Source organism: Streptomyces sp. NPDC002566, assembly GCF_042889585.1.
Classification (GTDB): Bacteria; Actinomycetota; Actinomycetes; order Streptomycetales; family Streptomycetaceae; genus Streptomyces.
The window spans coordinates 1,418,928-1,441,369 of sequence record NZ_JBIARD010000001.1; the positions used below are offsets into that span (position 1 = coordinate 1,418,928).

Consider the following 22,442-nt stretch of genomic DNA (forward strand, 5'->3'; position numbering starts at 1 on the left):
GAATGAGGCGAGGGGCGTTACGCAGCGTGAAGGACTGTGGCGTGCCCGGCCGTCCCGTGCGGCCAGGCGGGCGAGGGGCGGTTTGCGCGGGTGGGTGCGGGTTGCGCGGGCGGCGAGGTGTGTACGGCGCCGGGTGGTCGTGGCCGCCTCGTGCGGATGACGGTGATCTTGTGGGGGCCCGACGGGGTTTGCGCGGGGTGCCGGCGGGGTGGTTCGCGCGTGCTGGTGTGGGGTGGTCAGGTGCGGTGCGCCGGGAGGCGGGTGGCCAGGAGGAGGGCTATGTCGTCGGGGCGGTCGGCGGTTCGGCGTGGCGCCGCGGTGAGGCGGTCGGCCACCTCGGCCAGCGGGCGGCCGGGCGCACCGGCGGCGGAGAGAGCCGACCGCAGGTCCGTGACCCCGTCGTCGATGTCCTGGCCGGGGCGCTCCACCAGCCCGTCCGTGTACAGGGCGAGGATCGCGCCGGGATCCAGGCGCAGTTCCGTCACCGGGTAGTGCGCGCGCGGGTCCACCCCGAGGACGACCCCGCCCCGCAGGTCCACCACCTCCGTGCGGCCGTCGACGTGGCGCAGCAACGGCAGCGGGTGCCCGGCGCGCACCGCCCGCGCCAGACCGGTGACGGGGTCGAGACGGACGTAGCAGCAACTGGCGAACTGGCCGGGGTCGAGGTCGATGAGGAGCAGGTTGGTGCCGCCCATGACCTCCTCCGGCGGCCGGTCCCCCAACGCGAACGCCCGTACCGCGCTGCGCAGTTGGCCCATGGTGGCCGCCGCCTGCACTCCGTGGCCCTGTACGTCCCCGATGACCAGGGCGAGCCCGTCGCCCGCCTCCACGACGTCGTACCAGTCCCCGCCCACCTCCATGCCCTCCGTGCCGGCCAGATAGCGGCCCGCGGTCTCCACGCCCGCGTGCTGCGACAGCCGCCGGGGGAGCAGCGCCTGCTGGAGGCCGCGAGCGAGGGCGGCCTCGGTGTCGTAGCGCCGGGCCTTCTCCATCGCGTGCGCGATCAGACCGGCCAGCGCGGTCAGGACCGTGCGCTCCTCGGAGCCGAAGCTGCGCGGGCCGTCGAAGCCGAGGATGCACGAGCCGACCGGGCGGCCCGAGGCGATCAGCGGCAGGAACGCGCGGGCGCCGACCTCCGCGTCCAGCGGGATGCCCGGGTAGGCGTCGGCCAGTTGCCGCATCGAGTCGAAGAACAGCGGCCGCCCGGTGGTCAGCGTCTCCACGCCGGGCAGCCGCGCGTCCAGGCCCACTCCCTCGAACGGCGCGAGGAAACCCTCGGGGAAGCCGGTCTCCCACGCCAGGTACAGATGCCGTTCCTGGAGCAGGTAGATGGCCAGCCGGCGGCCGCCGAACGCGGGCAGCAGCTCCTGCATGACCACCGCCGACACCTGTCGGGCCGTCACCGCCTCGGTCAGCGCGATGGCCAGCACGATCGGGCGGTACGCCGGCGCCGTCGAGGCGGCCGCGTCCGGCGCCGGGACGTCCGCCTCTGCGTCGGGCACCGCACCGTCGACCCCTTGGGCCGCCGCTGCGGTCACCCCTGCGGGCGCGGGCCGCCGCGGGTCGTGCGGGACGCGGCTGGCCGGAACGGCGGTACAGGTCAGCAGGTCCGGCCCCGGGTAGACGGCCATGCTCAGCCAGTCGCCCTCGTACGGCCGTGGACCGGACCGCGCGCCGGCGTCGCCGCCCTCCGCGGGCGGAGGCGGCGGCCGGCGGATGTGGAAGTGCACCGCCTCCGGCGACAGCAGCGCACCGCGCAGATGCTCTTCGCAGGCCGGCTGGCCCAGCCAGGGCACGGCGTCCCACAGGGACCGGCCCAGCATCCGGGTCCGTTCCACGCCCAGCAGGTGCGCGGCGCGCGCGTTGGCGTAGACGACCAGCCCGAGCCGGTCCAGGCAGAACACCCCCTCGGGCAGGAGGTCGGCCGCCCCGTCGGCGAGCGAGCCGGGGGCCGGGTCGATGAGGACGCCGCTGACCGGTGTGGGCGCGTTCGACGGGGGCGCCCACAGCTGAAGCAGCCGCACGCCCCCGTGGGCGGTGCGGACCTGGACCGGCCGGGGCGGCGGCCTGCCCCGCGCGGCCTCGCGCAGCAGCCCCGGCAGCCGGTGGGCGTCCACCGGGTCCACGGCACGGGACAGCGCGCTCAGGGTGTCCGGCGGCCGGTCCGGCGCGAGACCCAGAAGGACGCGCGCACACTCGTCGGTGGTGACGGAGTCGCCCGCCGGGTCCCATGTAAGGCGCCCCACCCGCCCCGGCGCCGGGCCGGCGGCCGGCGGGCGCACGCACAGCGGCTCGTCGTCCCAGGTCACGGCGCTGCCCTCCGGCAGCGACCGCAGCAGTGCCGCCGCCAGGGAGTCGGCCACCCGGGCGAGCCGCTCAACCTGCTCCTGGATCTCCCCGGCGTCGGAGGCCGCGGGCCGCAGGACGGTCATCACCCCGAAGGCGTGGCCCTCCGCCACGACCGGCACGTTGAGCGTCCCGAACTGGAACGGCAGCCCCGCCGCGAACTGCGGGTACCGGCGCATCGCCTCGGTGGCGTTGGCCAGCACCACCGGCGTGCCCAGCCGGTGCGCGTCGCCCACCGGGAACGGCCGCTCCAGGTGCACCCGCCACCACGGGCGGAACAACGGCCCGGGCAGGCCGGAGAGGACCGCCAGCCGCAGCATGCGCGGGCTGCGGGAACACAGGTACACGCCCGCGGCGTACCCCTGCGCGGCGCACAGGGCCTCCGCCGTGACCTCGGCCAGCAACGCGGCCGGCGGCCCGGGCGGCTCCCGCTCGTCCCCGGCGCTCGCAGTCATCGCCACCTCGTCCCTGCGCCGCCCCGCGGGCGACACAGCAAGAATGCGCCACACCGACGGCGGCGCGCATCCCGGTGCGCCGCCGGCGTCCCGAAGCCGTCCGTCTGCGCGCCGCCGGCCGGGGTAACCGCCCGCCATGGGTGAGATATTGATCGGCTCCTGCTCCTGGACGGACCGCGCGCTGGTCGGCAGCGGCTGGTACCCGACCGGGCGACGGGACGCGGAGGGGCGGTTACGGCACTACGCCGAGCGCTTCCCGGTCGTCGAGGTGGACTCCACGTACTACGCCCTGCCCTCCGAGCGCAACAGCCGCCTGTGGACGGAGCGCACCCCCGACGGGTTCGTGTTCGACGTGAAGGCCTTCTCCCTGCTCACCGGTCACCCCACCCGGTCCGCCGTCCTGCCCGCCGGGCTGCCCGGCGACCCGCGCGACCCGAGGACCCTGGACGAGGTGTGGCGGCGGTTCACCGACGGCATCCGGCCGCTGCGGGAGGCGGGGCGGCTCGGCGCCGTCCTGTTCCAGTTCCCGCCCTGGCTGCGGCCCGGCGTCCGGGCGCGCGAGATCCTCGCCCAGTGCGCCGAGCGCACGGCGGGCTGGCCGGTCAGCGTCGAGTTCCGGCACCCGGACTGGTGGTGCGGCGAGCGGGAGGCCGAGACGGCCGAACTGCTGCGCTCGTACGGGTTCGCCGCCGTCGCCGTCGACATGGAGCCGTCGCTGCCCTCGGCGATCCCGCCCGTCACCCCCGTCACCTCCGGCCGGTTGTCGGTCGTGAGGTTCCACGGCCGCAGCAGCGCCTGGGGGACGGGCAGCAAGGAGGACCGCTTCCGGCACGAGTACAGCGACGACGAGCTGCGCGAGTGGGTGCCCAGGGTGCGGGCGCTGGCCGCGCGGGCCGAACGGGTGCACGCGCTGTTCAACAACTGCTGCGCCGACGCGGCCGTACGGGCGGCCACCCGGATGCGGGAGCTGCTCGGCCGCTGAGGGGGCGGCCGCGACGGCCGGTGCCCTCACGGACATCGCCGCCGCGGCCCGGCCGCGGTCGGTCGCTTCGTCAGGTCGTCTTCTTCAGCGTCCTCTTGGCGAGTTCGAACGCCGGGAGCATCGCCTCGTGCTCCCCGGTGTCCAGACCGCCGAGGTGCAGGACGACCGGGCCGTCGGGCGTGGTCACGGCGAGGGCCCGCTCCTTCTTGGACTCCTCCATGATCTTGCTGTAGGTGAGGAACTCGACCTCAGCGCCCGTCAGTCCGCTCGCCTTGAACGCGCTGTACCTGGCCTTGCCGGAGCCCGGCTCGGCGGCGACGAACTGCTCCAGCACGGTGCGCGCGTCGGCGCCGCCCGGCTTGCCGGTCCAGACCCGCAGGTAGCCGATGTTCCCGGCGGGCTTGGCGTCGATCTCGCAGGCCATGGTGACGGGCCCCTGGTGCAGGAGCGCGTCGGCGAGTTCGTCGGCCAGCGCGTTGCCCGTGTCGCCCTTCTGGTCGGCGGCGGCGACGGCCTTCGCCTTCCACGCCTTCGCCGTGTCGAAGGTGACGGGCAGCTCACAGGCGGAACCGTCCGCGCCCACGCTGCCACCGCTCGCCGCCGCGGCCGGCCCGGCAGCCGGCGGCTTCGCCGCAGCGGAGGCCCCGGCGGACACCTCGCTCCCGGCCGAGCCCTTCCCCTCCTCGCCGCATCCCGTCGTCAACCCCGTCAGCACGGCGGCGACTGCCAGCCCCCGCAACCCGTTCCCCACCCCGAAGCGCACCGCTGTTCTCCTCTCGATACCGGCGGAGCACTGTATCCGAGGGCGGGGTCCCGGTACGGGGTCACACGTCGTAGCGCAGGAGCGCGCGGGCGATCGGCATGCCGGTGCGGTGGGCGTACGCGGTGCGTTCCTTGACCTCGCGGAGGCTGCGCGGCCGCCAACCGGGGCCGCCGCAGCAGCTCTTGTGGAACCCGATGCCCGCGTTGAGCACGACGGACAGCGCCCGCCAGGCGTCCTTGTCCCGCCGTCGGGGCGGGGCGAACGCCGAGCCCGCGTGGATCAACACGCGGGCGCAGCGCGGACAGCGCCGCTCACGCTCGACGCCGTACTGCTGCTTGTACGAGGCGCGGCACGGCAGGCACACGTACGCGGTCTTCCCTTGGGGCATGGCGGCAGGGTAGACGTCTGCCGTGCGGGCGCGCCTCACCATTCAGCTCGGCTCGGGGGAGCGGGCGGCGCGGCGGTGGGCGGCGACGCGTTCCCGGGTGGCGCAGCGGCGGGAGCAGTAGCGGCGGTCGGGGCCGCTGCCCTGGGCGATGAAGACGCGGTCGCAGGACGGCGAGGCGCACACCCGGCCGGGCGGCCGCTGACGGTCCCACAGAAGCACCGTCAGCGCCAGACAGGAGGAGGCGAGGAACCACTCGTCCCACGGCCCGTCGTCCGCGCGGTCGACATGCGGGTGCCAGGGGGTGCGCCCCGCGTGGGAGGTGAGCCGCAGCGCGCCCGTGTGCTCGCGGAGCAGCCCGTTGAGCACGGCCGCGGCGCTGTCGGCGTCCCGCGCGGCGAACACCGCACGCAGGCGCGTGGCCGCGGCGCGCATCCCGTCGACGTCGTCCGGCGTGAGGTCGAGCGGCTCGGGCTCGCCGTGCGCGCGCAGGACCTCGGCGACCGCGGCGACGGCAGCGGGGCCGGGCGGCTCTGACGGCAGGTTCGGCTTGTCGGGGTCGGCGCGCTCCTCGCCTTCCCCACGTTCGTCGCGTTCCTCGGGGAGGACGTTGAGCAGGTCGGCGGTGCGGCGGGCGACCGCGAGGACGGAGTGCCGGGTGGACCAGTCGTCGGTGGGGGGCAGCACACGAGCAATGTAACGCATGTTGAGAGGGTTTGAGTTACCGACGTAACGTCCAGTCGGTGAAGAAGCGTTACCCACTGTCCTGGTATCTGACCGGCGCCCTCACCGCCCGCACGGGCGACGAGATGGCCGGGCCGGCGCTGCTGCTCGCGGCGTACGCCGTCACCGGCTCCGCTGCCCGGGCGTCCGTGCTGCTCGCCGCCGCCACGGTGGCCGCCGCGGTCGGCGGGCCCGTCCTGGGCGTCCTCCTGGACCGGACCGAGCGGCCGGGCCGGCTGCTGGCGGCGGCCCTCGCCCTGCACGCCTTGGGTCTGACGGCCGTCCTGCTGACCCTCGACCGCCTTCCGTTCCCCGTCACCCTTCTGCTCGCCGTCCTCACCGGGCTCCCGGGCCCGGCGCTGTCCGCCGGCTGGACGACCCGGATGCCCACGACGACGCCCCGTGCCGCCGCCCTCGACGCGATGACGTTCGACGCCGCGAGCCTGACCGGCCCGTTCCTCGCGGCCCTCGTCGCCCGCCTGTCGAACGCGCAGGCCGCGGTGGCGACGGCGGTCACCCTGATCTGCGCGGCGGTCCCGGCCGCGCTGCGGTCGGCGGGGAGTGGCGCCGGGGGTTCCGGGGGTTCCGGGGGTTCCGCGGAGGCCCGTGTCGGGCGGGCCGCGTCCGTGGCTCCGCCCGAGGCCGAAAGGGGCCCGGGAAAAGGTTCCTTGAGAGCGCGTGTCCTCGTCGGCGCCCGGTACGTTCTCGCGCGTCCGGTGCTGGCCGCGGTCACCCTCGGTTCGGTCGTCTCCGCCGTCGGGCAGGGCGCGCTGACGGCTTGCGTCCCCCTCTTGGGTGAGCGCGCCCTCGGGGGAGCGGCCGACGGGGCTCTGCTGCCGGCCCTCGCCGCCGGTTCTGCTCTCGCCGCGAACGCCGTCCACGCGCGTCGGGCGCCGGATGTGGACCCGGTCCGGGTGATGCGCGCGGGGGCGCTGCTCCAGGCGGCCGGGGTCGCACTGGCGGCGGCAGCGGGACCTGCGGCTGCGTGGGACGGGTTCGCGGCCGCCCTCGTCGTGGCCGCCGCCCTGACGATCGGCGCCGGTGAGGGGCCGCAGCTCGCCGGACTGTTCGCCGTACGGCATCGGGAGACACCGGAGCGGCTGCGCGGCCAGGTCTTCACCACGGGGGCCAGCGCGAAGATCACCGGGTTCGCGCTGGGCGCGGCCGCGGGCGGTGCGATCGGCGCGCGGTCGCTGACGGGCGCCCTGCTGGTCGCGGCGGCGCTCCACCTCGTCGCGGCGCGGATGACGACGGGGCGGGGGTGAGGCGCGAAGGGGGGTGCCGAGGTGAGCTGCCGGGAACGCCGGGCTGCCTGGGTGGTGCGGTGGGCTGAGCTGCCGGGAGCGCCGGGAATGCCGGGCCGCCTGGGTCGTGCGGTGGGCTGAGCTGCCGGGAGCGCCGGGAATGCCGGGCCGCCTGGGCCGCGGTGCGCCGAGCTGCTGGGAGCGTCGGGCCGCCTGGGCCGCGGTGCGCCGAGCCGCCGGGAACCCCGAGCTGCCGGGAGCGCCGAGCGCACCGGGAATGCCGGCCCAGAGTCCGCTGTTGCAGCCCATGACTGGCATGCCCCGCTCAATGAGGGCGATGCCGGTGAGAGGAGGCACCCATGGCACGCAGCACAGCCCGCCCCGTCGTCACCCTGAGGTCGACGGCCGGCACCGGGGTCACCTACGTGACCCGCAAGAACCGGCTCAACGACGCCGACCGTCTGGTCCTGCGCAAGTACGACCACGTCGTCGGGCGGCACGTCGACTTCCGCGAACAGCGCTGACGACGGTCAGGACCCCTCAGGGGTCGAAGCGCCCGGTCCGCGCTCACCGGGCGGACCGGGGCTGATCGTTCTACGGTGGTGGAGCGGACCTGGCCCTCCCGGGGACCCGGTCCGCTCCCGGCCGGCGCCGACTTCCCCCATGTCCACCCCGGCCGGGATCCAGCAGGCCCGATGAGGGGACCCATCCGGCATGGGCAAGACCGCACTGATCCTCATCGACATGATCAACACCTACGACCACAAGGACGTCGAGCTGCTTCTGCCGTCCGCGCGCGAGACGGTCCCGGTGATCGCCGGACTCCTCGAGCGGGCGCGCCGTGCCGACGTCCCCGTCGTCTACGTCAACGACAACTTCGGCCAGTGGCGTTCCCACCACGGCGAGCTTCTCAACGCCGCCCTCTCCGGACCGCACGCCGACCTCGTGGAACCGCTGCGTCCCGACGACGACTCCCTGTTCGTCATGAAGGCCCGTCACTCGATCTTCTTCGAGACCCCGCTGGGCTATCTCCTCCACCAGGAGGGCATCGACCGGCTCGTCCTCTGCGGCCAGGTCACCGAACAATGCGTCCTGTACTCGGCCCTGGACGCCCACATCCGCCATCTGAACGTGATCGTGCCCAGCGACGCCGTGGCCCACATCCACGCCGATCTCGCCGACGCCGCCCTGCAGATGATGGAGCGGAACATGGGAGCGCGCGTCTGCGACAGCTCTGAACTCTGGGCCGAGGACGGTACCTGACGGGTCGTCAGCAAAGTGGGGCGGACCGGTGTCCGGCGTCCGGGCCTTGCGCGCCCGTGAATCGGCGAAAAGGCTGCGACCTGGGTAGACAGCGCTTTCCGCCGAGAGCTTACTGTGAATTTCTGTTTCTGTTGAACACAACTGTGTCCGGCTGCGTATTGGGCCGGGGGGATTCCATGCCCTGGCCGCCGACGAAGCTTTGGAGCACTCCGTGGGACACAACAGCCGCAGACGCCCGACAGGCGGGAGGCGAGCGACCTTCGCCGCGGTCGCGTTGATTCTGGGCGGTGGCGGATTGATGGCCGCGAACGTCTACGCCTCCGCGAGCGAGGACGGCGCCGGCGGGCCCTGGACTTCGGGCTCCGTCACCATCGACTGCCCCGACGTCGGCAACCGGCTGACGAACGTGCCCGAGCAGGCCTCGGGAGACGTCGACCGCGAACTCGCCCTGCTGGACGAGCAGATCGCCGCCGCCTACCGCCAACTGCAGGACAACGCGCAGGCCGTTCGCCAGGACGCCGGCTTCGCCGACAACGCGGTGATGAACCCGCTGAAGGAGAAGCGCGCCGCCACCATCGAGCGCATCGGCAACGCCCTCGACCGTGCCGGCGGACGCCCGGAGGGCCTCTCGGACCTCGCCGCGTGCTCACTGCGCACCGCTGACGACCGCGCGGGCGAGGGAGACCAGGGCGGCGACGGCCGGAACCAGGATCAGGGCCAGGACCAGGACCAGGGCCAGGACCAGGGTCAGAACCAGGGCCAGGGTCAGAACCTGGGGCAGGGCGACGGTCAGCAGAACGGCGGAGGTCAGCAGGGCGGCAACGGCGGGAAGGGCAACGGCGGCCAGGCCGGTAACGGCCCCGTGGCCGCCGACTTCACCGACATCACCGCCGTCCAGCCCGCGCAGCAGCCCGCCGACCCCGGCTCCGGCCCCTCCGGCGGCACCTTCACCTCCAGCTGCGGCGTCAACGCGAACGGTCTGTTCAACTCCGACAACGTGATCGTGGCCCCGGGCGTCTCCAACGGCGCCCACCACTTCCACGACTACATCGGCAACCAGTCCAACGACGCCTTCGCCTCCGACGAGGACCTGGCGAACGCCGCAACCACCTGCGTCGACCAGGGCGACAAGTCCACCTACTACTGGCCCGTCCTGCGCCTGCAGAACGGCGACCAGGAACGGGACGCCAACTCGCCCGGCGGCGGCATCGAGGGCAACGCCGGGAAGATCGTCACGCCGAAGGACGTCACCCTCACCTTCGTCGGCAACCCGCGGTCCGAGGTCACGGCCATGCCGCGGCTGCTGCGCATCATCACCGGCGACGCCAAGGCGTTCGTCAACGGCACGGCCAACGCCAACGCGTCCTGGAGCTGCACGGGCTTCGAGGACCGGCAGCTGAAGGACAAGTACCCGCTCTGCCCGGACGGCAGCGACGTGGTGCGCACCTTCCGCTTCCAGAGCTGCTGGGACGGCGCCAACATCGACAGCGCCAACCACCGCACCCACGTGGCGTTCGCCGCCGCCGACGGCAGTTGCCCGGCCGGCTTCCGGGCCATCCCGCAGCTCGTGCAGCGCATCGTCTACGACGTCGACGCGCCCAGCCTCCAGGACGGCGGCCGCACGACCCCGCTGTTCGCGGTGGACTCCTTCCCCGAGCAGCTGCACAAGGCGGTCACCGACCACGGCGACTTCATCAACGTCTTCGACGAGAAGCTGATGAACGAGATGGTCGACTGCATCAACGACGGCCGCACCTGCGGCGCGGGCGCCGGCGGCAACGGCGGCGGTGACAACGGCAACGGCGGCGACGACAACGCCGGCGGCAACGACAACGACAACGGCGGGAACGCCGGCAATGACAACGGCGGGAACGCCGGCGACGACAACGCCGGTGGCAACGACAACGCCGGCGGCGGGAACAACGACGGGAACGCCGGAAACGACGGCAACACCGGCAACGGTGACAACGCCGGCAACGCCGCAGGCCAGGGCGACAACCAGCAGCCCCCCGCCCAGAACCCCCGCACCGACGCCGCCACGGCAGGCACCGGCAAGGCCGACACGGGCAAGGCCGACACCCCCCGGACCACTGAGCCCCGTACCGCCGAACCCCGTACCGACGAACCTCGTACCACCGAACCCCGCACCGCCGAGCCCCGTTCCGCCACTCAGCCGACCGCGAAGTCGACCCAGGCGCCCCCCGCGTCCGCTCCCGCCGCGGTCGGCGGAGGCCAGGGCGAGGTCGGCGCTCCGGCGACCGCTCCCACCCAGGCCGCGCCCGCGGCCGTCACCGGCGGTGCTGACAGCTCGGACATCTCGGACAGCTCCATCGTCGCGGGCGCTGTGGGCGGTGCCGACGCGGGCGACACCCCCGTCCTGCCCGCGCCGCAGGCCCAGGGCGGCCTGGCCGACACCGGCGCCAGCCTGTGGCCCGCGGCCGCCGGCGGGCTCCTCGTGATCGGCGGCTTCGTCGTCCTGCGCCGGGCCGCGAGCCGCCGCCACTGAGGCGCCCGCGGCTCCCGTCGGGGGCGGCGCGTTCGGGTGCACCCGCACACGAGTGGCCGCCCACCGCCGGACCGCACGGTATATGTCGCTCGGAGTGACCCCACGGGCCGCTCCGAGCGACACTGGCTCCGGGAGGTCGGTGCGCAGCGCGACCAGGGGAGCGCCATGGACCACACACCAACCGACGGCTACGACTACGACCTCGGCTCCTACGGCCGGCCCGTCACGACCTCGTCGGCCGAGGCCCAGCGCTGGTTCGACCGGGGCCTGGTCTGGTCGTACGGCTTCCACCACGAGGAGGCCGTCGCCTGCTTCGAGGCCGCGGCCCGCGCCGACGCCGACTGCGCCATGGCGTACTGGGGCATCGCGTACGCGCTCGGCCCCAACTACAACAAGCCCTGGGAGTTCTTCGACGACCAGGACCTGCGCCGCACGGTCGCCCGCGCCCACGCCGCCGTGGAGCAGGCCCACGAGACGGCCGCGGGCGCCAGTCCCGTGGAGCGGGCCCTCATCGGCGCGCTGCGCGCCCGCTACCCGCAGGACCGCCCCGCCGAGGACTGCTCGGTGTGGAACCCGCCGTACGCGGACGCCATGCGCGTCGTCCACGAACTGGCCCCCGACGACCTCGACGTGGCCGCGCTGTACGCCGACGCCCTGATGAACCTGACGCCCTGGCAGCTGTGGGACCTGCGCACGGGCGAGCCCGCCGAGGGCGCGCGCACGCTGGAGGCCAAGGCCGTCCTGGAGCGGGCGCTCGCCGCCGAAGGCGCGCTCGACCACCCGGGCGTCCTGCACTTCCACATCCACCTGATGGAGATGTCGCCGGCCCCCGAGGCCGCCCTGTCCGTCGCCGACCGGCTGCGCGACCTCGTCCCCGACGCCGGACACCTCCAGCACATGCCCTCCCACCTGGAGGTGCTGTGCGGGGACTACCGGGCGGTCGTCGCCGACAACACGCGCGCGATCGCCGCCGACGAGAGGTACCTCGCCCGTGCCGGGGCGATGAACTTCTACACCCTCTACCGGGCGCACAACCACCACTTCAGGATCTACGGCGCGATGTTCCTCGGCCGGTCCCAGGTCGCCCTCGACGCCACCGCCCAGCTGGAGGCGGCCCTGCCGGAGAAACTGCTGCGGGTGGAGAGCCCGCCCATGGCGGACTGGCTGGAGGCCTTCCTCACCATGCGGGCGCACGTGCTGATCCGCTTCGGCCGCTGGGCCGACGTCCTCGACCTGCCGGCGCCCTCCGACCCGCGGCTGTACTGCATGACCACCGCCATGCGGCACTACGCGCGCGGCGTGGCGTTCTCCGCCACCGGCCGCGTCGAGGAGGCGGAGCACGAGCGGACCCTGTTCCACGAGGCCGTCGCCCGGGTGCCCGAGACCCGGATGCTCTTCAACAACACCTGCGCCGACATCCTCGCCATCGCCGCCGCCATGCTCGACGGCGAACTGGAGTACCGCAAGGGCCGCCACGACGCCGCGTTCGCCGCCCTGGAACGGTCGATCGCCCTGGACGACGGCCTCCCCTACGACGAGCCGTGGGGATGGATGCAGCCCACCCGGCACGCGTACGGCGCGCTGCTGCTGGAGCGGGGCCGCATCGCGGAGGCCGAAGCCGTCTACCGCGCCGACCTCGGCCTCGACGACCTGCTGCCGCGCCCCTCCCAGCACCCCGGCAACGTGTGGTCCCTGCACGGCCTCCACGAGTGCCTGGTCCGCCTCGGCAAGCGGGAGGAGGCGCGGCTCGTGGCCCAGCAACTGAAGTTCGCCGCCGCCGTGGCCGACGTCCCCGTGAAGGCGTCCTGCTTCTGCCGTCTCGACGGCGTCGGCGCCGGGCCCGCCGAGACGGACGGCTGCTGCGCCATGGACAATTGATCGACAGCGCTGTCCGAGCCGGACGGCCGCGAAGATCCTTCATGCCGAACAGCTTGAAACAGGGGGCTCGGACCATGGCAGGCGCAGGGTGAACGAGACGAGTGCCACCAGACCCAAGGCCGAGGCCCGGCCGTCCACCGGGATCGGCCGCGCCCGCGGCTGGGCGCGGCTCGCGCTGCTGATGCTCGCCGGCTGCGCGGCGGTGGTCGCGGCCGGCGCCGGATCCGGCGGCTGGCTGGTCCTGCTCATCGGGTTCGCCGGGCTGGCGGTCGCCGGGGCCGGTGTGTGGTGGATGCTGGCCCGGCGCGGCGGCGCCCGGCTGCTCGGCGCCCTGCTGGCCGTCGCCGCCCCGATCGCCGTGCTGGTGCTGTACGCCGCGTCGGGGTTGTGGGTGGTCGCCGTGGGCGCGGTCGCGCTGTGGGCGGCCGCTCTCGCCTCCGCGCGGACCGCACTGCGCCTCCTGCGCCGCCCGCGCGGCATGCACACCCGCAGGACGCCGCGGCCCCGCCGCCCGGTGCTGATCATGAACGTGCGGTCGGGCGGCGGCAAGGTCGAGCGGTTCGGCCTCGTCGAACAGGCGGAGAAGCTCGGCGCCCGGGTGATCCTTCTCGGCCAGGACACCTACGTCGACCCCACCGCGGTGGCCCGGCAGGCCATCGCCGACGGCGCCGACCTGCTCGGCGTGGCGGGCGGCGACGGCACCCAGGCGCTCGTCGCGGCGGTCGCCGCCGAACACGGCGTCCCCTTCCTGGTCATCGCCGCCGGCACCCGCAACCACTTCGCCATGGACCTCGGCCTGGACCGCACCGACCCCGTGCGCAGCCTCGACGCCCTCACCGAGGGCGTGGAACTCCGCGTCGACCTCGGCGACGTCAGCGGGCGGCCCTTCGTTAACACCGTGTCCTTCGGGGCGTACGCGGAGATCGTGCAGAGCCCCGAATACCGCGACGCCAAGGCCGCCACCGCGCTGGAACACCTGCCCGAGCTGCTCGCGGGCGACGGCGGCGCCACCCTGGACGTGCGCACCGACGACTCCCGCGTCCAGGCCCCGCAGGCCCTCCTCGTCAGCAACAACCCCTACGCCCGCGCCGACCCGCTCGGCGGCGGCCGCCGGCCCCGGCTGGACGCCGGTCTCCTCGGCGTGATCGGGGTACGGGTGGACAGCGCCGCCCAGGCCGCCGAGCTGGCCCTGCTCGGCGAGCGGGCCAGCGGCATCACCTCGCTCACCTCCCTGCGCGTGACCGTCGACGCCGACCGGGACCGCATCCCCGTCGCCGTCGACGGCGAGGCCCTGGAACTGCCCACGCCGGTCGTCTGCTCGGTGCGCGCCGGCGTGCTCCGCGTCCGGGTGCCCCGGCACCGGCCCGGCGCCGCCTACGCCCCGCCCGCGGTCGACTGGCGGCGTATCGTCCGCCTCGCCCTCGGCCATCCCGACCCCCGCACGATCAAGGACTCCTACGATGTCTGACCGCTCGCCGAAGTTCTCCGCCGTGAGCCTGGTCCGTGACCTGGCCACCCTGGACCGGGCCCTGTACGAGACGGTCACGGTGACCAGGACGCCCACCCTGGACACCGCGCTGCGCCGGCTGTCCGGGGCCGCCGACCACTCCAAGATCTCCTTCGCGGTCGCCGCCGGCCTCGCCCTGCGGGGCGGACGCACCCGCCGCGCCGCCGTGCTGGGCGTCGCCGCCATCGGCGTGGCCTCGGCGGGCGCCAACCTGCTCGGCAAGCGGCTGGTACGCCGCCCCCGCCCGCACCGGGCCGTCGACTCGCCGTTCCCCGGGCGGCACGTGCCGATGCCGGACTCCGCGTCCTTCCCGTCCGGGCACACCGCCTCGGCGGTCGCCTTCGCCGCGGCCGTCGGCCCGGGCCTGCCCGCCGCCGCGGTCCCGCTCGGCCTGCTGGCCTGCGCGGTCGGCTACTCGCGCGTCCACACCGGCGTGCACTACCCGGGCGACGTCGTGGCCGGCGCGCTGCTGGGCACCGGTTCGGCGGCCCTGGTCCTCGCGGTGGCGGCCCGCTTCGACGACTGAGCGGGCGCCCCTGGGTCAGGGGCGTTCGCAGTGCAGGAACACATGGGGCTCGGGGACGGCCTCGGGGTGGTCCGGGGTGAACAGGGCGTTCTCCTCGGCCAGCACCGTCAGGCCGGCCCTGGTCACCGTCTCGACGAGGTCCGGGCCGGCGAAGCTGGTCACCCGCACCGGCTGCCCCATGAAGACGGCGTCCACGCCCTCCACGTCCAGCGGTACGGTCGCCAGCACGAGGCTGCCCCCGTGCCGCACCGCCCGCGCCAGCCGGCCGATCAGGGCGGCCTGCTCGGCGCGGTCCAGCTGGAGCAGCGAGAAGTAGACGCAGACCGCGTCGAACGAGCCCTCCTCCAGCGGCAGTTCCCGTACGTCGGCGCAGCGGAAGGCGGCCTGAGGGACCTGCCGGGCGGCGAGGTCGACCATGACGGGGGAGACGTCGACGCCCAGGACGCCATGGCCTGCCGCGGCCAGGGTGGCGGCCGTCGGCCGGCCCGTCCCGCTGCCGACGTCCAGCACCCGGCTGCCCGGCGTGAGCCGCCCGAGCAGCCACTCCAGCGACCGCCGGTGCGGGGCGGAGTGCGCGAACGCCTTCTCGTACGCGGATCCCAGCGCGTCGAACACCGCCGCGGCGCGTCGTGCGTCGTGCTCACCGGTCAAGTCGGGCCTCCCCGTCGTTCGGGCGGATGTCGTGGACGTGGATGTCGTGCGTGGGTGTGGTGTGCGCGGTTGCGGTGTGCGCCCGGACGCGCATCGTCGCATTCCTGACGGGGGCTCACAACGGGGCGGAGCGGGGAGTGCGTGGCTATACGGAGAGTGACACTGCTCACGGTGCCGCGCGGCCGGTCCGCCCATCGACCCGTTGAAATCAGGCCTTTGTCGGGACCGGGGCGTCGGAAGCGGCCGGAATCAGAGTTTCCACTACCGTCAGTAACATGATCCACTCTCAATTCCAGGTATACCTACTCGTCAGTAGCCCACGCCTGGGTCATCGCCGTATCTGATCGGAGGACTCCCATGCCCTCTCCCGAGGAAGCCCTGCAGCAGGCCCGTGCCACCTACGAGGAGCACGCCCGCACCTGCCGCCAGTGCCACTTCGACACCGTGCCCTGCGCGGTCTCCAAGCACCTCCTGCGCGCCTACAACAACGCCCGCAGGGAGCAGATGCGCGCCGACTCGGCGGCTCGCTGAGTCCGGTTCCCGACCGCCCCCCGGCTGTGCACCGCCGCAGCCGGTGTCGAGGCGTGCGGCGGCCGTCCCGCTGCCGGCGGCCCGGAGCGGGTCCCCAGGCCGGGACAGGTCCTCAGGCGGGGCGTACGGCGCCGCGCAGCGCTCCCTCGCCGAGGCTGTGCACGGAATCCTCGCGGATGCGCGCGCCCGGACCGGGTGCGTGGATCATCATGCCGTCGCCGGTGCACAGGCCCGTGTGGTTCAGGTCGTCGTGGAAGAAGACGAGGTCGCCGGCGCGCAGGTCGTCCAGGGCGACCGAGGTGAACGCCCGCGCCTGGTCCACGGCCGACCGCGGCAGCGTCACGCCGGCGGCCCGCCACGCGGCCTGGGTGAGGCTGGAGCAGTCGTAGGACTCCGGTCCCGTCGCACCCCACACACACGGCCGCCCCAACTGCGCCCGGGCGAACGCGAGCGCTTTCTCCGCCCTGCTGAGGTAGACGGCGCCGGTGGCGTGAGCGGTGACGCCGGCGGGGGCCGCGGGCACGGCGGGCATGGCCGACACGGCAGGCGCGGCGGCCTGCGGGGCGTACTCGGGCGCGGGAAGCGTGACTTGAGGGGCCGCGGCGGCGAACGCGGGTGCCGGGGGAGCGGCTTGCGGCGCGGCGGCTGCGAACGCGGGTGCCGGGGGCGCTGCTTGAGGAGCAGGGGTCGCGAACGCGGGCGCGGCGGTCTGCGGGGCGTTCGGTGCGTATCCGGGCGCGGCCGCGGGCATTCCGGGGGCGTACTCGGGCGTCGGCAACGTCACTTCGGGAGTCGCCGGGGCGTACGAGGTGGTGAGAAGCGGGACTTGGGGGGTCGGCAGCACGAACCCCTGGGCGGGGGCGGCGGCTTGCGGCTGCTGCGGCGGGAGTCCCGCGGCCGGGGGCGCGAGCAGGTCGCCGTAACTGGCCGCAAGGATGCCCGTCTCGGGCGCCGGGAACCCGCCCACGGGCGCTCCCAGCCCGGGGTCGGCAGCACGGGCCGACGGGGCGGCGGGCGGCGCTGCCGGTGCGGCCGGAGTGCCCACGGCGGGGAACTGGCCGGTGCCGGTCGCGGTGACGGCGGGGAACTGGCCGGTGCCGGTGGTCGTCACGGCCGCGAACTGGCCGGTGCCGGTGGGGTCCACGGTCGGGAACTGGCCCGTGCCGGTCGGGTTGACGGTCGGTATCTGGCCGGTGCTGGGGCCGCCGACGGCCGGGAACTGGCCGGTGCCGGTCGCGGTGACGGCGGGGAACTGGCCCGTGGCGGTGGTCGTCACGGCCGCGAACTGGCCGGTGCCGGTGGGGTCCACGGTCGGGAACTGGCCCGTGCTGGTCGGGTTGACGGTGGGTATCTGGCCGGTACCGGGGCCGCCGACCGTGGGGAACTGGCCCGTGCCGGTCGTGGGGCCGTCGGTCTGGCGGCCGTCCCAGGTGTTCGTCGTGGCCGTCCGGTAGGAGGGCAGCTCCCCGGTGTCCCAGGTCTGCGCGGCCGGGGGTGCCTCGAGGGCCGGGCGGGCCGCCGTCGACTGGGCGATACCGCGAGCCAGCACCTCACGGGCGGTGTCGAGCTTGCGCCGGATCTGCTCCTTGGACGTGCGCAGCGAGGACTGAGGCGCGGCGGGAGCGGCAGCGGACCCGGAGGGAAGGGCTGCCGGGGCCTGGGCGGGCACGGCCGGCAGAGCCTTGGGCTCCTCCCGGGGCGAGGGCACGGCGGGCAGCGCGGCGACGGAGCGGCCGGTCAGCTCCGGCGGCTGCCGGTCGCCGGCCTCCAGCTCACGTCTGGACGACAGCTCCCGCGCGGCCGCCTCCAACTCCCGCAGGGCTTCGGAGCCCGCCGGTTCCTGCGGACGCGGACGGGAGGGGCGCTCGGGCATGCGGTCGGCGGGCAGGACGGCGGCGGTGACCGGTCCGATCTTGTTGCGCGCCACGTCGAACCACTGCCGGGCCACAGCCTCCAGCGAGGGGTCGCCCGACCCGCGGCGCGGGCTGTTGGCTACGGAAGTGACGGTCCGGCGCGGGCCGTTGTTCATGGCGCGGGTGGCATTGAAGGTGCCCGAGTCGTTCTCCGCCCGGTCGTAGAGGGAGGTGATCCGCTGCTGGATCTCCGCGCGGCTCGGCGTGCCGGCGTCCTCGATGCGTGCGGAACCCTTGCCCGAGGGGCGGGTGCGATCCGTCGCCATGGAAGACGTACTCCTTCCGTGCTCCGCCGGCCGAGTGGGCGGTGGCTGCGAGCGGCCCGTGCACCGGGCGCTCCGCGCTCGCCGCCCTGTGGGACGGTCGGTTGTCCACCCCGGGGATGATCGGTCCCCGGCTCCGGCCGTACCACTGGTGCCACGGACTCGGCGGTGGCCGCGCGGCCCGGCGGGGTTCGCCGGAGTCGGTCGTGCGGCCTGGCGTCAACCTAACCAACTTGTGTGCCTGGTGTGAAGATTGAAGCGTTAAATGTCCGATACGTATTCGTGACATTCGTCTCTTCCGGCGGCAACCAAGTTTGGCTCGCCCCGACTTGACCGATACGCGCGGCCGCGGCCCGCCGGGGGCGGCCCGAACGATTCCGGCCGTATCGGCGGGCCGCAGGGCGGCGGGGCGTGCCCCCGGAGTCGGACGGGGTTCAGTCGCCGGGCGGTTCCGGCTCGGGCCGGCGGATGCGGGTCACCTCGTCCTGGATCAGCAGGGAGAGCAGGGACGCCACCGTGAGCCCCGCCTCGGCCGGGTGCCGCAGCACCTTGCCCGGCTCGATCCGGTACGTGTTGCCGCGTCCCTCCCGTCGATGGGACAGGTAGCCGTCCTGCTCCAGGTCGGAAATGATTTTCTGGACGGCACGTTCGGTCAGCCGGCAGTGCGCGGCGATGTCACGGATCCGCGCGGTGCGGTTGTCGGCGATGACCGCCAGCACGCGGGCGTGATTGGTCAGGAACGTCCATCCGGTATGCGGCTCAGGCACTCCCTCCATGGGGCGATTCTACGACGAGGATTCATGTATAGAAACGCCGGAACTCGATTTCATGTATCGGTTGACGTATGACAGCCGTCCGGGCGAATCTGGTGTCACTGCAAGGGTGACCGGGGGAGGCGGTCGTGTCTGAGGCTGCGTACGAGGCGGACCCCGCTGTCGGGGACGGCTGCGTACGGGAGGAGACGGGCGACCCCGCACGCTCCGAGCCCCGCGCTCCGGCGGTGCGCGGCCCGCAGTTCACCCTCCAGCCGGACGGTGACCGCGTCGTCGTCGCCGTGCGCGGGGAGCTCGACCTGGACGCCTGCGAGCGGTTGGCGCACGTTCTGCGCTCGGCGCTGGCGGAGGCCGCCGACGGCGTCGACCTGGACCTCGGCGAGGTGGACTTCTGCGACTGCTCCGCCCTCAACGCGCTGCTCGGTGCACGCGAGCGGGGGCTCGAGCAGGGCAAGACGGTCGCGCTCCGGGCGGCCGGCCCGGTCGTCGCCCGTCTGCTCGCCCTCACCGCCACGGACACCTTGTTCACCGCCCCCGCCCCCACTCCCGACGGCCCCCGTCACCCGGACGGCGTCGAGCAGCAGTTGCGGATCGAGGTGGTCCAGCTGCGGCGGGCCATGGAGACCCGGCCGGCCATCGACCTCGCCCGCGGCATCCTCATGGCGTCCTTCACGCTCAGCGCGGACGACGCCTGGCGGGTCCTGGTCGAGGCCTCCCAGCACACCAACACCAAGCTCCACCAGCTCGCGGGGGAGCTGGTCGCCGCCGTCCAGGGGTCGCCGCCCGCGGAGGACGTGCAGGAGAAGATCGCGGCGGCGGTCGCCAAGGTGCGGTCGGAGCCTCCGCCGGACGACGACGGGACCGCCCACCCCGACGGCTGAACCCGGCAGCGGCCGCAACGCGACCGGGGCCGGAGTCGCTTCCGGCGTCCGCACCGGCATCGGGTAGAACTGGCTGGCATGCGCATCGATCACGACCCCGAGGTCCTGGGCTCGCGAGCCTTCTACCGGCTGCTCACCGCCGTCGTCGTGCCCCGGCCCATCGCCTGGGTGTCGACCCTGTCCGCCGACGGCGTCACCGCCAACCTCGCCCCGCACTCCTTCTTCACCGTCGCGTGCACCGACCCGCCGATCGTGCAGTTCACCTCCGTGGGCCGCAAGGACTCGCTCCGCAACATCGAGGCCACCGGCGAGTTCGTCGTCAACCTCGCCCCCGAGCCGCTGTTCGAGCAGATCAACGCCAGCGCCGTCGACTTCCCCGCGGAGGAGGACGAGTTCGACGCCGTCGGCATCGAGCGGGAACCCTCCCTGCGGGTCGCCCCGCCCCGCGTGGCCGCCTCCCCGGTCGCCCTGGAGTGCCGACTGCACTCCACCCTGGGCATCGGCAACTCCACGCTCGTCCTCGGGCAGGTCGTCCACGCCGTCGTCGACGAGGACGTCCTCGTCGACGGTCACCCAGACATCCGCCGGCTGCGGCCGCTCGCCCGGCTCGGCGGCGACGAGTGGAGCACCGTCGGCGAGGTCCGCGAACTGGCCCGCATCCCGTACCGCGACTGGCCGAAGAAGGGCTGGCGGCCGGGCCGTCCGGGCCGGGAGCACGGTGCCTGACGGCGGGCGCTCTGACAGGATCGGCGTATGACGATCCGCAATCCTGCCGACGGTTCCGGGCGCGCGTGCCGGTCGACGACGCCGGCGTACTCGATCGGCTCGGTCGACTCCCTCCTGTCCGTGGGCTCGGTGGGCAGTGTGCTCTCCGTCGGGTCCGTGGGCAGCGTGCTCTCGGTCGGGTCCGTGGGCAGTGCGCTGTCCCTCGGCTCCGTCGGCAGCTCCCTGTCGGTCTTCTCGGTCGGCAGTGTGCTGTCCGCGGGGTCGGTCGGCTCCGCCGCGTCGGTCTTTTCGGTGGGGGCCTGGAGGGGTGAGCGCGTGGCCCTCCGGGGCCGGGCGGCGCGGTGGTCCGCGAGCGAGCGCGCCCTCGTGGCCGGGGCGGCGGGCGCGGCGCTCGTCGCGCTGACGCTCCTTCGCATCCGGGCCACGGGCTCGGGCTCCTCCCGGGCGGCGCGGACCGCCTGAGGAGCGATCCGGCGGGCTCCTTGTGAGGCCGCGGGGGCCTGCCTGAGCGGCCGTCCAGGGCGGTCAGCCCCGGGGTGGCGCGACGCCGGTCCCGGACTGTGCGGCGCGTGACACCCGCTCACCGCCCCCGCCGTGACCGGGCTGGCCGCCGTGCGCGTCCCGCTCACCGCCCCCGCCGTGACCGGGCTGGCCGCCGTGCGCGTCCCGCTCGTTGCGTCCGCTGTGACCGGGCTGGCCGCCGTGCGCGTCCCGCTCACCGCCCCCGCCGTGACCGGGCTGACCGCCGTGCGCGTCCCGCTCACCGCCCCCGCCGTGACCGGGCTGACCGCCGTGCGCGTCCCGCCCACTGCCCCCGCCGTGACCGGGCTGACCGCCGTGCGCGTCCCGTCCGCGCCACTCGCGCGGTGATACGCCGTAGGCCCCGCGGAACACCCGGCTGAAGTGGGCGGGGTTGGCGAAGCCCCAGCGTTGGGCCACCGCTGACACCGTGGGCGCCGGCGCGTCCCGGCGCCCCAGTTCACGGGCGCACTCCGCCAGCCGGCGCTGCTGGATCAGCCGGGCGACGGTGACGCCCTCGCGCTCGAACAGCCGGTGCAGATAGCGCACGGAGATGTGGTGCGCGGAGGCGACCGTGTGCGGGGACAGCTCCGGGTCGCGCAGGTGGCCGTCGATATGGGCGCGGACGCGCCGGACGAGGTGCTCGTGCGCGCCGGCGTCCCCCTCCGCGCCCTGCCCCGTCCGCACGTCGACGAGTGTGCCGAAGAGGTCCACGACGCTCGCGGCCAGCCGCGCCGCGACCGCCGGGGAGCAGGCGGGCGCCGAGGAGGTCAGCGCCGTCAGGAACGACACCAGCAGAGCGGCCGGACCCTCCGAGGCGGCGAACGCGCTGCCGGTGACCTGCCGCAGCTCCTCCTCGCCGAGCCCCGGTATCCGGCGGGGCATGTGCGCGACGCGGGCGGAGAAGGGCTCCGGGCAGTCGAGGGAGTACGGGCGCGTCGTGTCGTAGACGACGAGGTCGCCCGTGCCGACGTCGGTCTTCCGGCCGTCCTGGACCAGCGTCGCCCGGCCCGCCGTCAGGACGCCGACCACCACGTGCTCCGCGCCGGCCCGGGCGATGTGCCGGTGCGTGCGGCCGGCACGCTGCGGGTCGGCGTCCAGGGAGGAGACCCGCAGCGGGCCCAGGCGGGTGGTGGCGATCCGGCCGCGGAACGGCCCGTCGCCGCGCGCGGTCACCGACATGGGCCCCAGCGTCCGGTTCAGGGCTTCACGCCAGTACGCGAGCTGGTCCCCGTCAGGGACCGAAGCCGTCGTCAGCACCAGGGTCACCTGGTTCTCCTCTCCACCTGTGCGGTACCGGCGGAGCCTCGGAGCCAGGGGGCGCGCGTGGGCGGCGAGGGCCGGGTAGGACCCGTTGCCGCCGTGCTGCCGATGGCCTGGGCGGGCGGCGACGCTGCGGCCCGGAGATCCCCGCCGCTTCCAGCCAAGCAGCGGCCCCGATCGGCCTCCAGGCAGGAAGCAGGCAGAAACCGCGAGGCGGCGCCGGTCCGCGGGCGTTGTGCGCTGTGGGGACAGCGAGGTGCGCTCCGGGACAAGACGCGGGGGAGCGAGAGGGCCGAGGATGGCACCACGACGAGGGAATCCCCCCTCGCCGGTGACACCCGGCT

The 22,442-nt window shown here is 74.5% G+C and carries 20 protein-coding genes; 12 read left to right on the forward strand and 8 right to left on the reverse strand.

Going from position 1 to position 22,442, the window contains the following annotated elements:
* Window positions 1–236: 236 nt before the first annotated feature.
* Window positions 237–2,801 (reverse strand): SpoIIE family protein phosphatase, encoded by a 2,565-nt coding sequence (locus ACFYXA_RS06260; protein ID WP_389028603.1) that lies wholly within the window; start codon window positions 2,799–2,801, stop codon window positions 237–239.
* Window positions 2,802–2,937: 136 nt separating this feature from the next.
* Here ACFYXA_RS06260 and ACFYXA_RS06265 point away from each other — a divergent pair, with 136 nt between their 5' ends.
* The gene (locus tag ACFYXA_RS06265; RefSeq protein ID WP_389028606.1) at window positions 2,938–3,783 is read left to right on the forward strand and encodes a DUF72 domain-containing protein; all 846 of its coding nucleotides are present in this window, start codon (window positions 2,938–2,940) and stop codon (window positions 3,781–3,783) included.
* 70 nt (window positions 3,784–3,853) lie between these two features.
* On the opposite strand, the gene ACFYXA_RS06270 is transcribed toward ACFYXA_RS06265, so the two are convergent.
* The 3 genes from ACFYXA_RS06270 to ACFYXA_RS06280 all read right to left on the reverse strand — a co-directional run bounded on the left by ACFYXA_RS06270 (window position 3,854) and on the right by ACFYXA_RS06280 (window position 5,618).
* Complete coding sequence (locus ACFYXA_RS06270; RefSeq protein WP_389028609.1) at window positions 3,854–4,546, reverse strand: lipoprotein; 693 nt, start codon at window positions 4,544–4,546, stop codon at window positions 3,854–3,856.
* A gap of 61 nt (window positions 4,547–4,607) precedes the next feature.
* On the reverse strand, window positions 4,608–4,934 hold the full coding sequence (locus ACFYXA_RS06275; protein ID WP_389028612.1) for a deoxyxylulose-5-phosphate synthase: 327 nt from the start codon (window positions 4,932–4,934) through the stop codon (window positions 4,608–4,610).
* Window positions 4,935–4,976: 42 nt separating this feature from the next.
* Window positions 4,977–5,618, reverse strand: coding sequence for a CGNR zinc finger domain-containing protein (locus ACFYXA_RS06280; protein WP_389028615.1), 642 nt, complete (start codon window positions 5,616–5,618; stop codon window positions 4,977–4,979).
* Window positions 5,619–5,674: 56 nt separating this feature from the next.
* Here ACFYXA_RS06280 and ACFYXA_RS06285 point away from each other — a divergent pair, with 56 nt between their 5' ends.
* From ACFYXA_RS06285 to ACFYXA_RS06315, 7 genes are all read left to right on the forward strand, one after another.
* Window positions 5,675–6,919 carry an MFS transporter gene (locus ACFYXA_RS06285; RefSeq protein WP_389028618.1) on the forward strand — a complete coding sequence of 415 codons (1,245 nt, stop codon included), beginning with the start codon at window positions 5,675–5,677 and terminating at the stop codon, window positions 6,917–6,919.
* 338 nt (window positions 6,920–7,257) lie between these two features.
* Window positions 7,258–7,422, forward strand: coding sequence for a 50S ribosomal protein L33 (gene rpmG, locus ACFYXA_RS06290; protein WP_351096733.1), 165 nt, complete (start codon window positions 7,258–7,260; stop codon window positions 7,420–7,422).
* A 190-nt stretch (window positions 7,423–7,612) separates the two neighbouring features.
* Entirely contained in the window at window positions 7,613–8,161 is a 549-nt protein-coding gene (locus ACFYXA_RS06295) for an isochorismatase family cysteine hydrolase (protein ID WP_389028621.1), read from the forward strand.
* 298 nt (window positions 8,162–8,459) lie between these two features.
* Entirely contained in the window at window positions 8,460–10,667 is a 2,208-nt protein-coding gene (locus ACFYXA_RS06300) for a DUF1996 domain-containing protein (RefSeq protein WP_389028624.1), read from the forward strand.
* Between the two features lie 165 nt (window positions 10,668–10,832).
* Window positions 10,833–12,545 carry a hypothetical protein gene (locus ACFYXA_RS06305; protein ID WP_389028627.1) on the forward strand — a complete coding sequence of 571 codons (1,713 nt, stop codon included), beginning with the start codon at window positions 10,833–10,835 and terminating at the stop codon, window positions 12,543–12,545.
* An 88-nt stretch (window positions 12,546–12,633) separates the two neighbouring features.
* Window positions 12,634–14,013 (forward strand): diacylglycerol/lipid kinase family protein, encoded by a 1,380-nt coding sequence (locus ACFYXA_RS06310; RefSeq protein ID WP_389028630.1) that lies wholly within the window; start codon window positions 12,634–12,636, stop codon window positions 14,011–14,013.
* Complete coding sequence (locus ACFYXA_RS06315; protein ID WP_351096724.1) at window positions 14,006–14,578, forward strand: phosphatase PAP2 family protein; 573 nt, start codon at window positions 14,006–14,008, stop codon at window positions 14,576–14,578. The genes ACFYXA_RS06310 and ACFYXA_RS06315 overlap by 8 nt, the downstream gene beginning before the upstream one ends.
* 15 nt (window positions 14,579–14,593) lie before the next feature.
* On the opposite strand, the gene ACFYXA_RS06320 is transcribed toward ACFYXA_RS06315, so the two are convergent.
* Entirely contained in the window at window positions 14,594–15,229 is a 636-nt protein-coding gene (locus ACFYXA_RS06320; RefSeq protein WP_352251109.1) for a class I SAM-dependent methyltransferase, read from the reverse strand.
* Between the two features lie 357 nt (window positions 15,230–15,586).
* On the opposite strand from ACFYXA_RS06320, the gene ACFYXA_RS06325 reads away from it, so the two are divergent.
* A complete protein-coding gene (locus ACFYXA_RS06325) occupies window positions 15,587–15,760 on the forward strand; it encodes a hypothetical protein (protein ID WP_352251111.1) in 174 nt (57 codons plus the stop codon).
* Window positions 15,761–15,872: 112 nt separating this feature from the next.
* Here ACFYXA_RS06325 and ACFYXA_RS06330 read toward each other — a convergent pair whose 3' ends face one another.
* Together ACFYXA_RS06330 and ACFYXA_RS06335 are read right to left on the reverse strand one after the other, a co-directional pair.
* On the reverse strand, window positions 15,873–17,939 hold the full coding sequence (locus tag ACFYXA_RS06330) for an NlpC/P60 family protein (protein ID WP_389028635.1): 2,067 nt from the start codon (window positions 17,937–17,939) through the stop codon (window positions 15,873–15,875).
* Window positions 17,940–18,370: 431 nt separating this feature from the next.
* Window positions 18,371–18,712 carry a helix-turn-helix transcriptional regulator gene (locus ACFYXA_RS06335; RefSeq protein ID WP_389028638.1) on the reverse strand — a complete coding sequence of 114 codons (342 nt, stop codon included), beginning with the start codon at window positions 18,710–18,712 and terminating at the stop codon, window positions 18,371–18,373.
* A gap of 125 nt (window positions 18,713–18,837) precedes the next feature.
* On the opposite strand from ACFYXA_RS06335, the gene ACFYXA_RS06340 reads away from it, so the two are divergent.
* From ACFYXA_RS06340 to ACFYXA_RS06350, 3 genes are all read left to right on the forward strand, one after another.
* A complete protein-coding gene (locus ACFYXA_RS06340) occupies window positions 18,838–19,590 on the forward strand; it encodes an ANTAR domain-containing protein (protein ID WP_389028641.1) in 753 nt (250 codons plus the stop codon).
* A 78-nt stretch (window positions 19,591–19,668) separates the two neighbouring features.
* A complete protein-coding gene (locus tag ACFYXA_RS06345) occupies window positions 19,669–20,316 on the forward strand; it encodes a flavin reductase family protein (protein ID WP_389028644.1) in 648 nt (215 codons plus the stop codon).
* A 27-nt stretch (window positions 20,317–20,343) separates the two neighbouring features.
* The gene (locus tag ACFYXA_RS06350) at window positions 20,344–20,778 is read left to right on the forward strand and encodes a hypothetical protein (RefSeq protein WP_389028647.1); all 435 of its coding nucleotides are present in this window, start codon (window positions 20,344–20,346) and stop codon (window positions 20,776–20,778) included.
* Window positions 20,779–20,841: 63 nt separating this feature from the next.
* On the opposite strand, the gene ACFYXA_RS06355 is transcribed toward ACFYXA_RS06350, so the two are convergent.
* Window positions 20,842–22,104 (reverse strand): helix-turn-helix domain-containing protein, encoded by a 1,263-nt coding sequence (locus ACFYXA_RS06355; protein ID WP_389028650.1) that lies wholly within the window; start codon window positions 22,102–22,104, stop codon window positions 20,842–20,844.
* Between the last annotated feature and the right edge of the window lie 338 nt (window positions 22,105–22,442).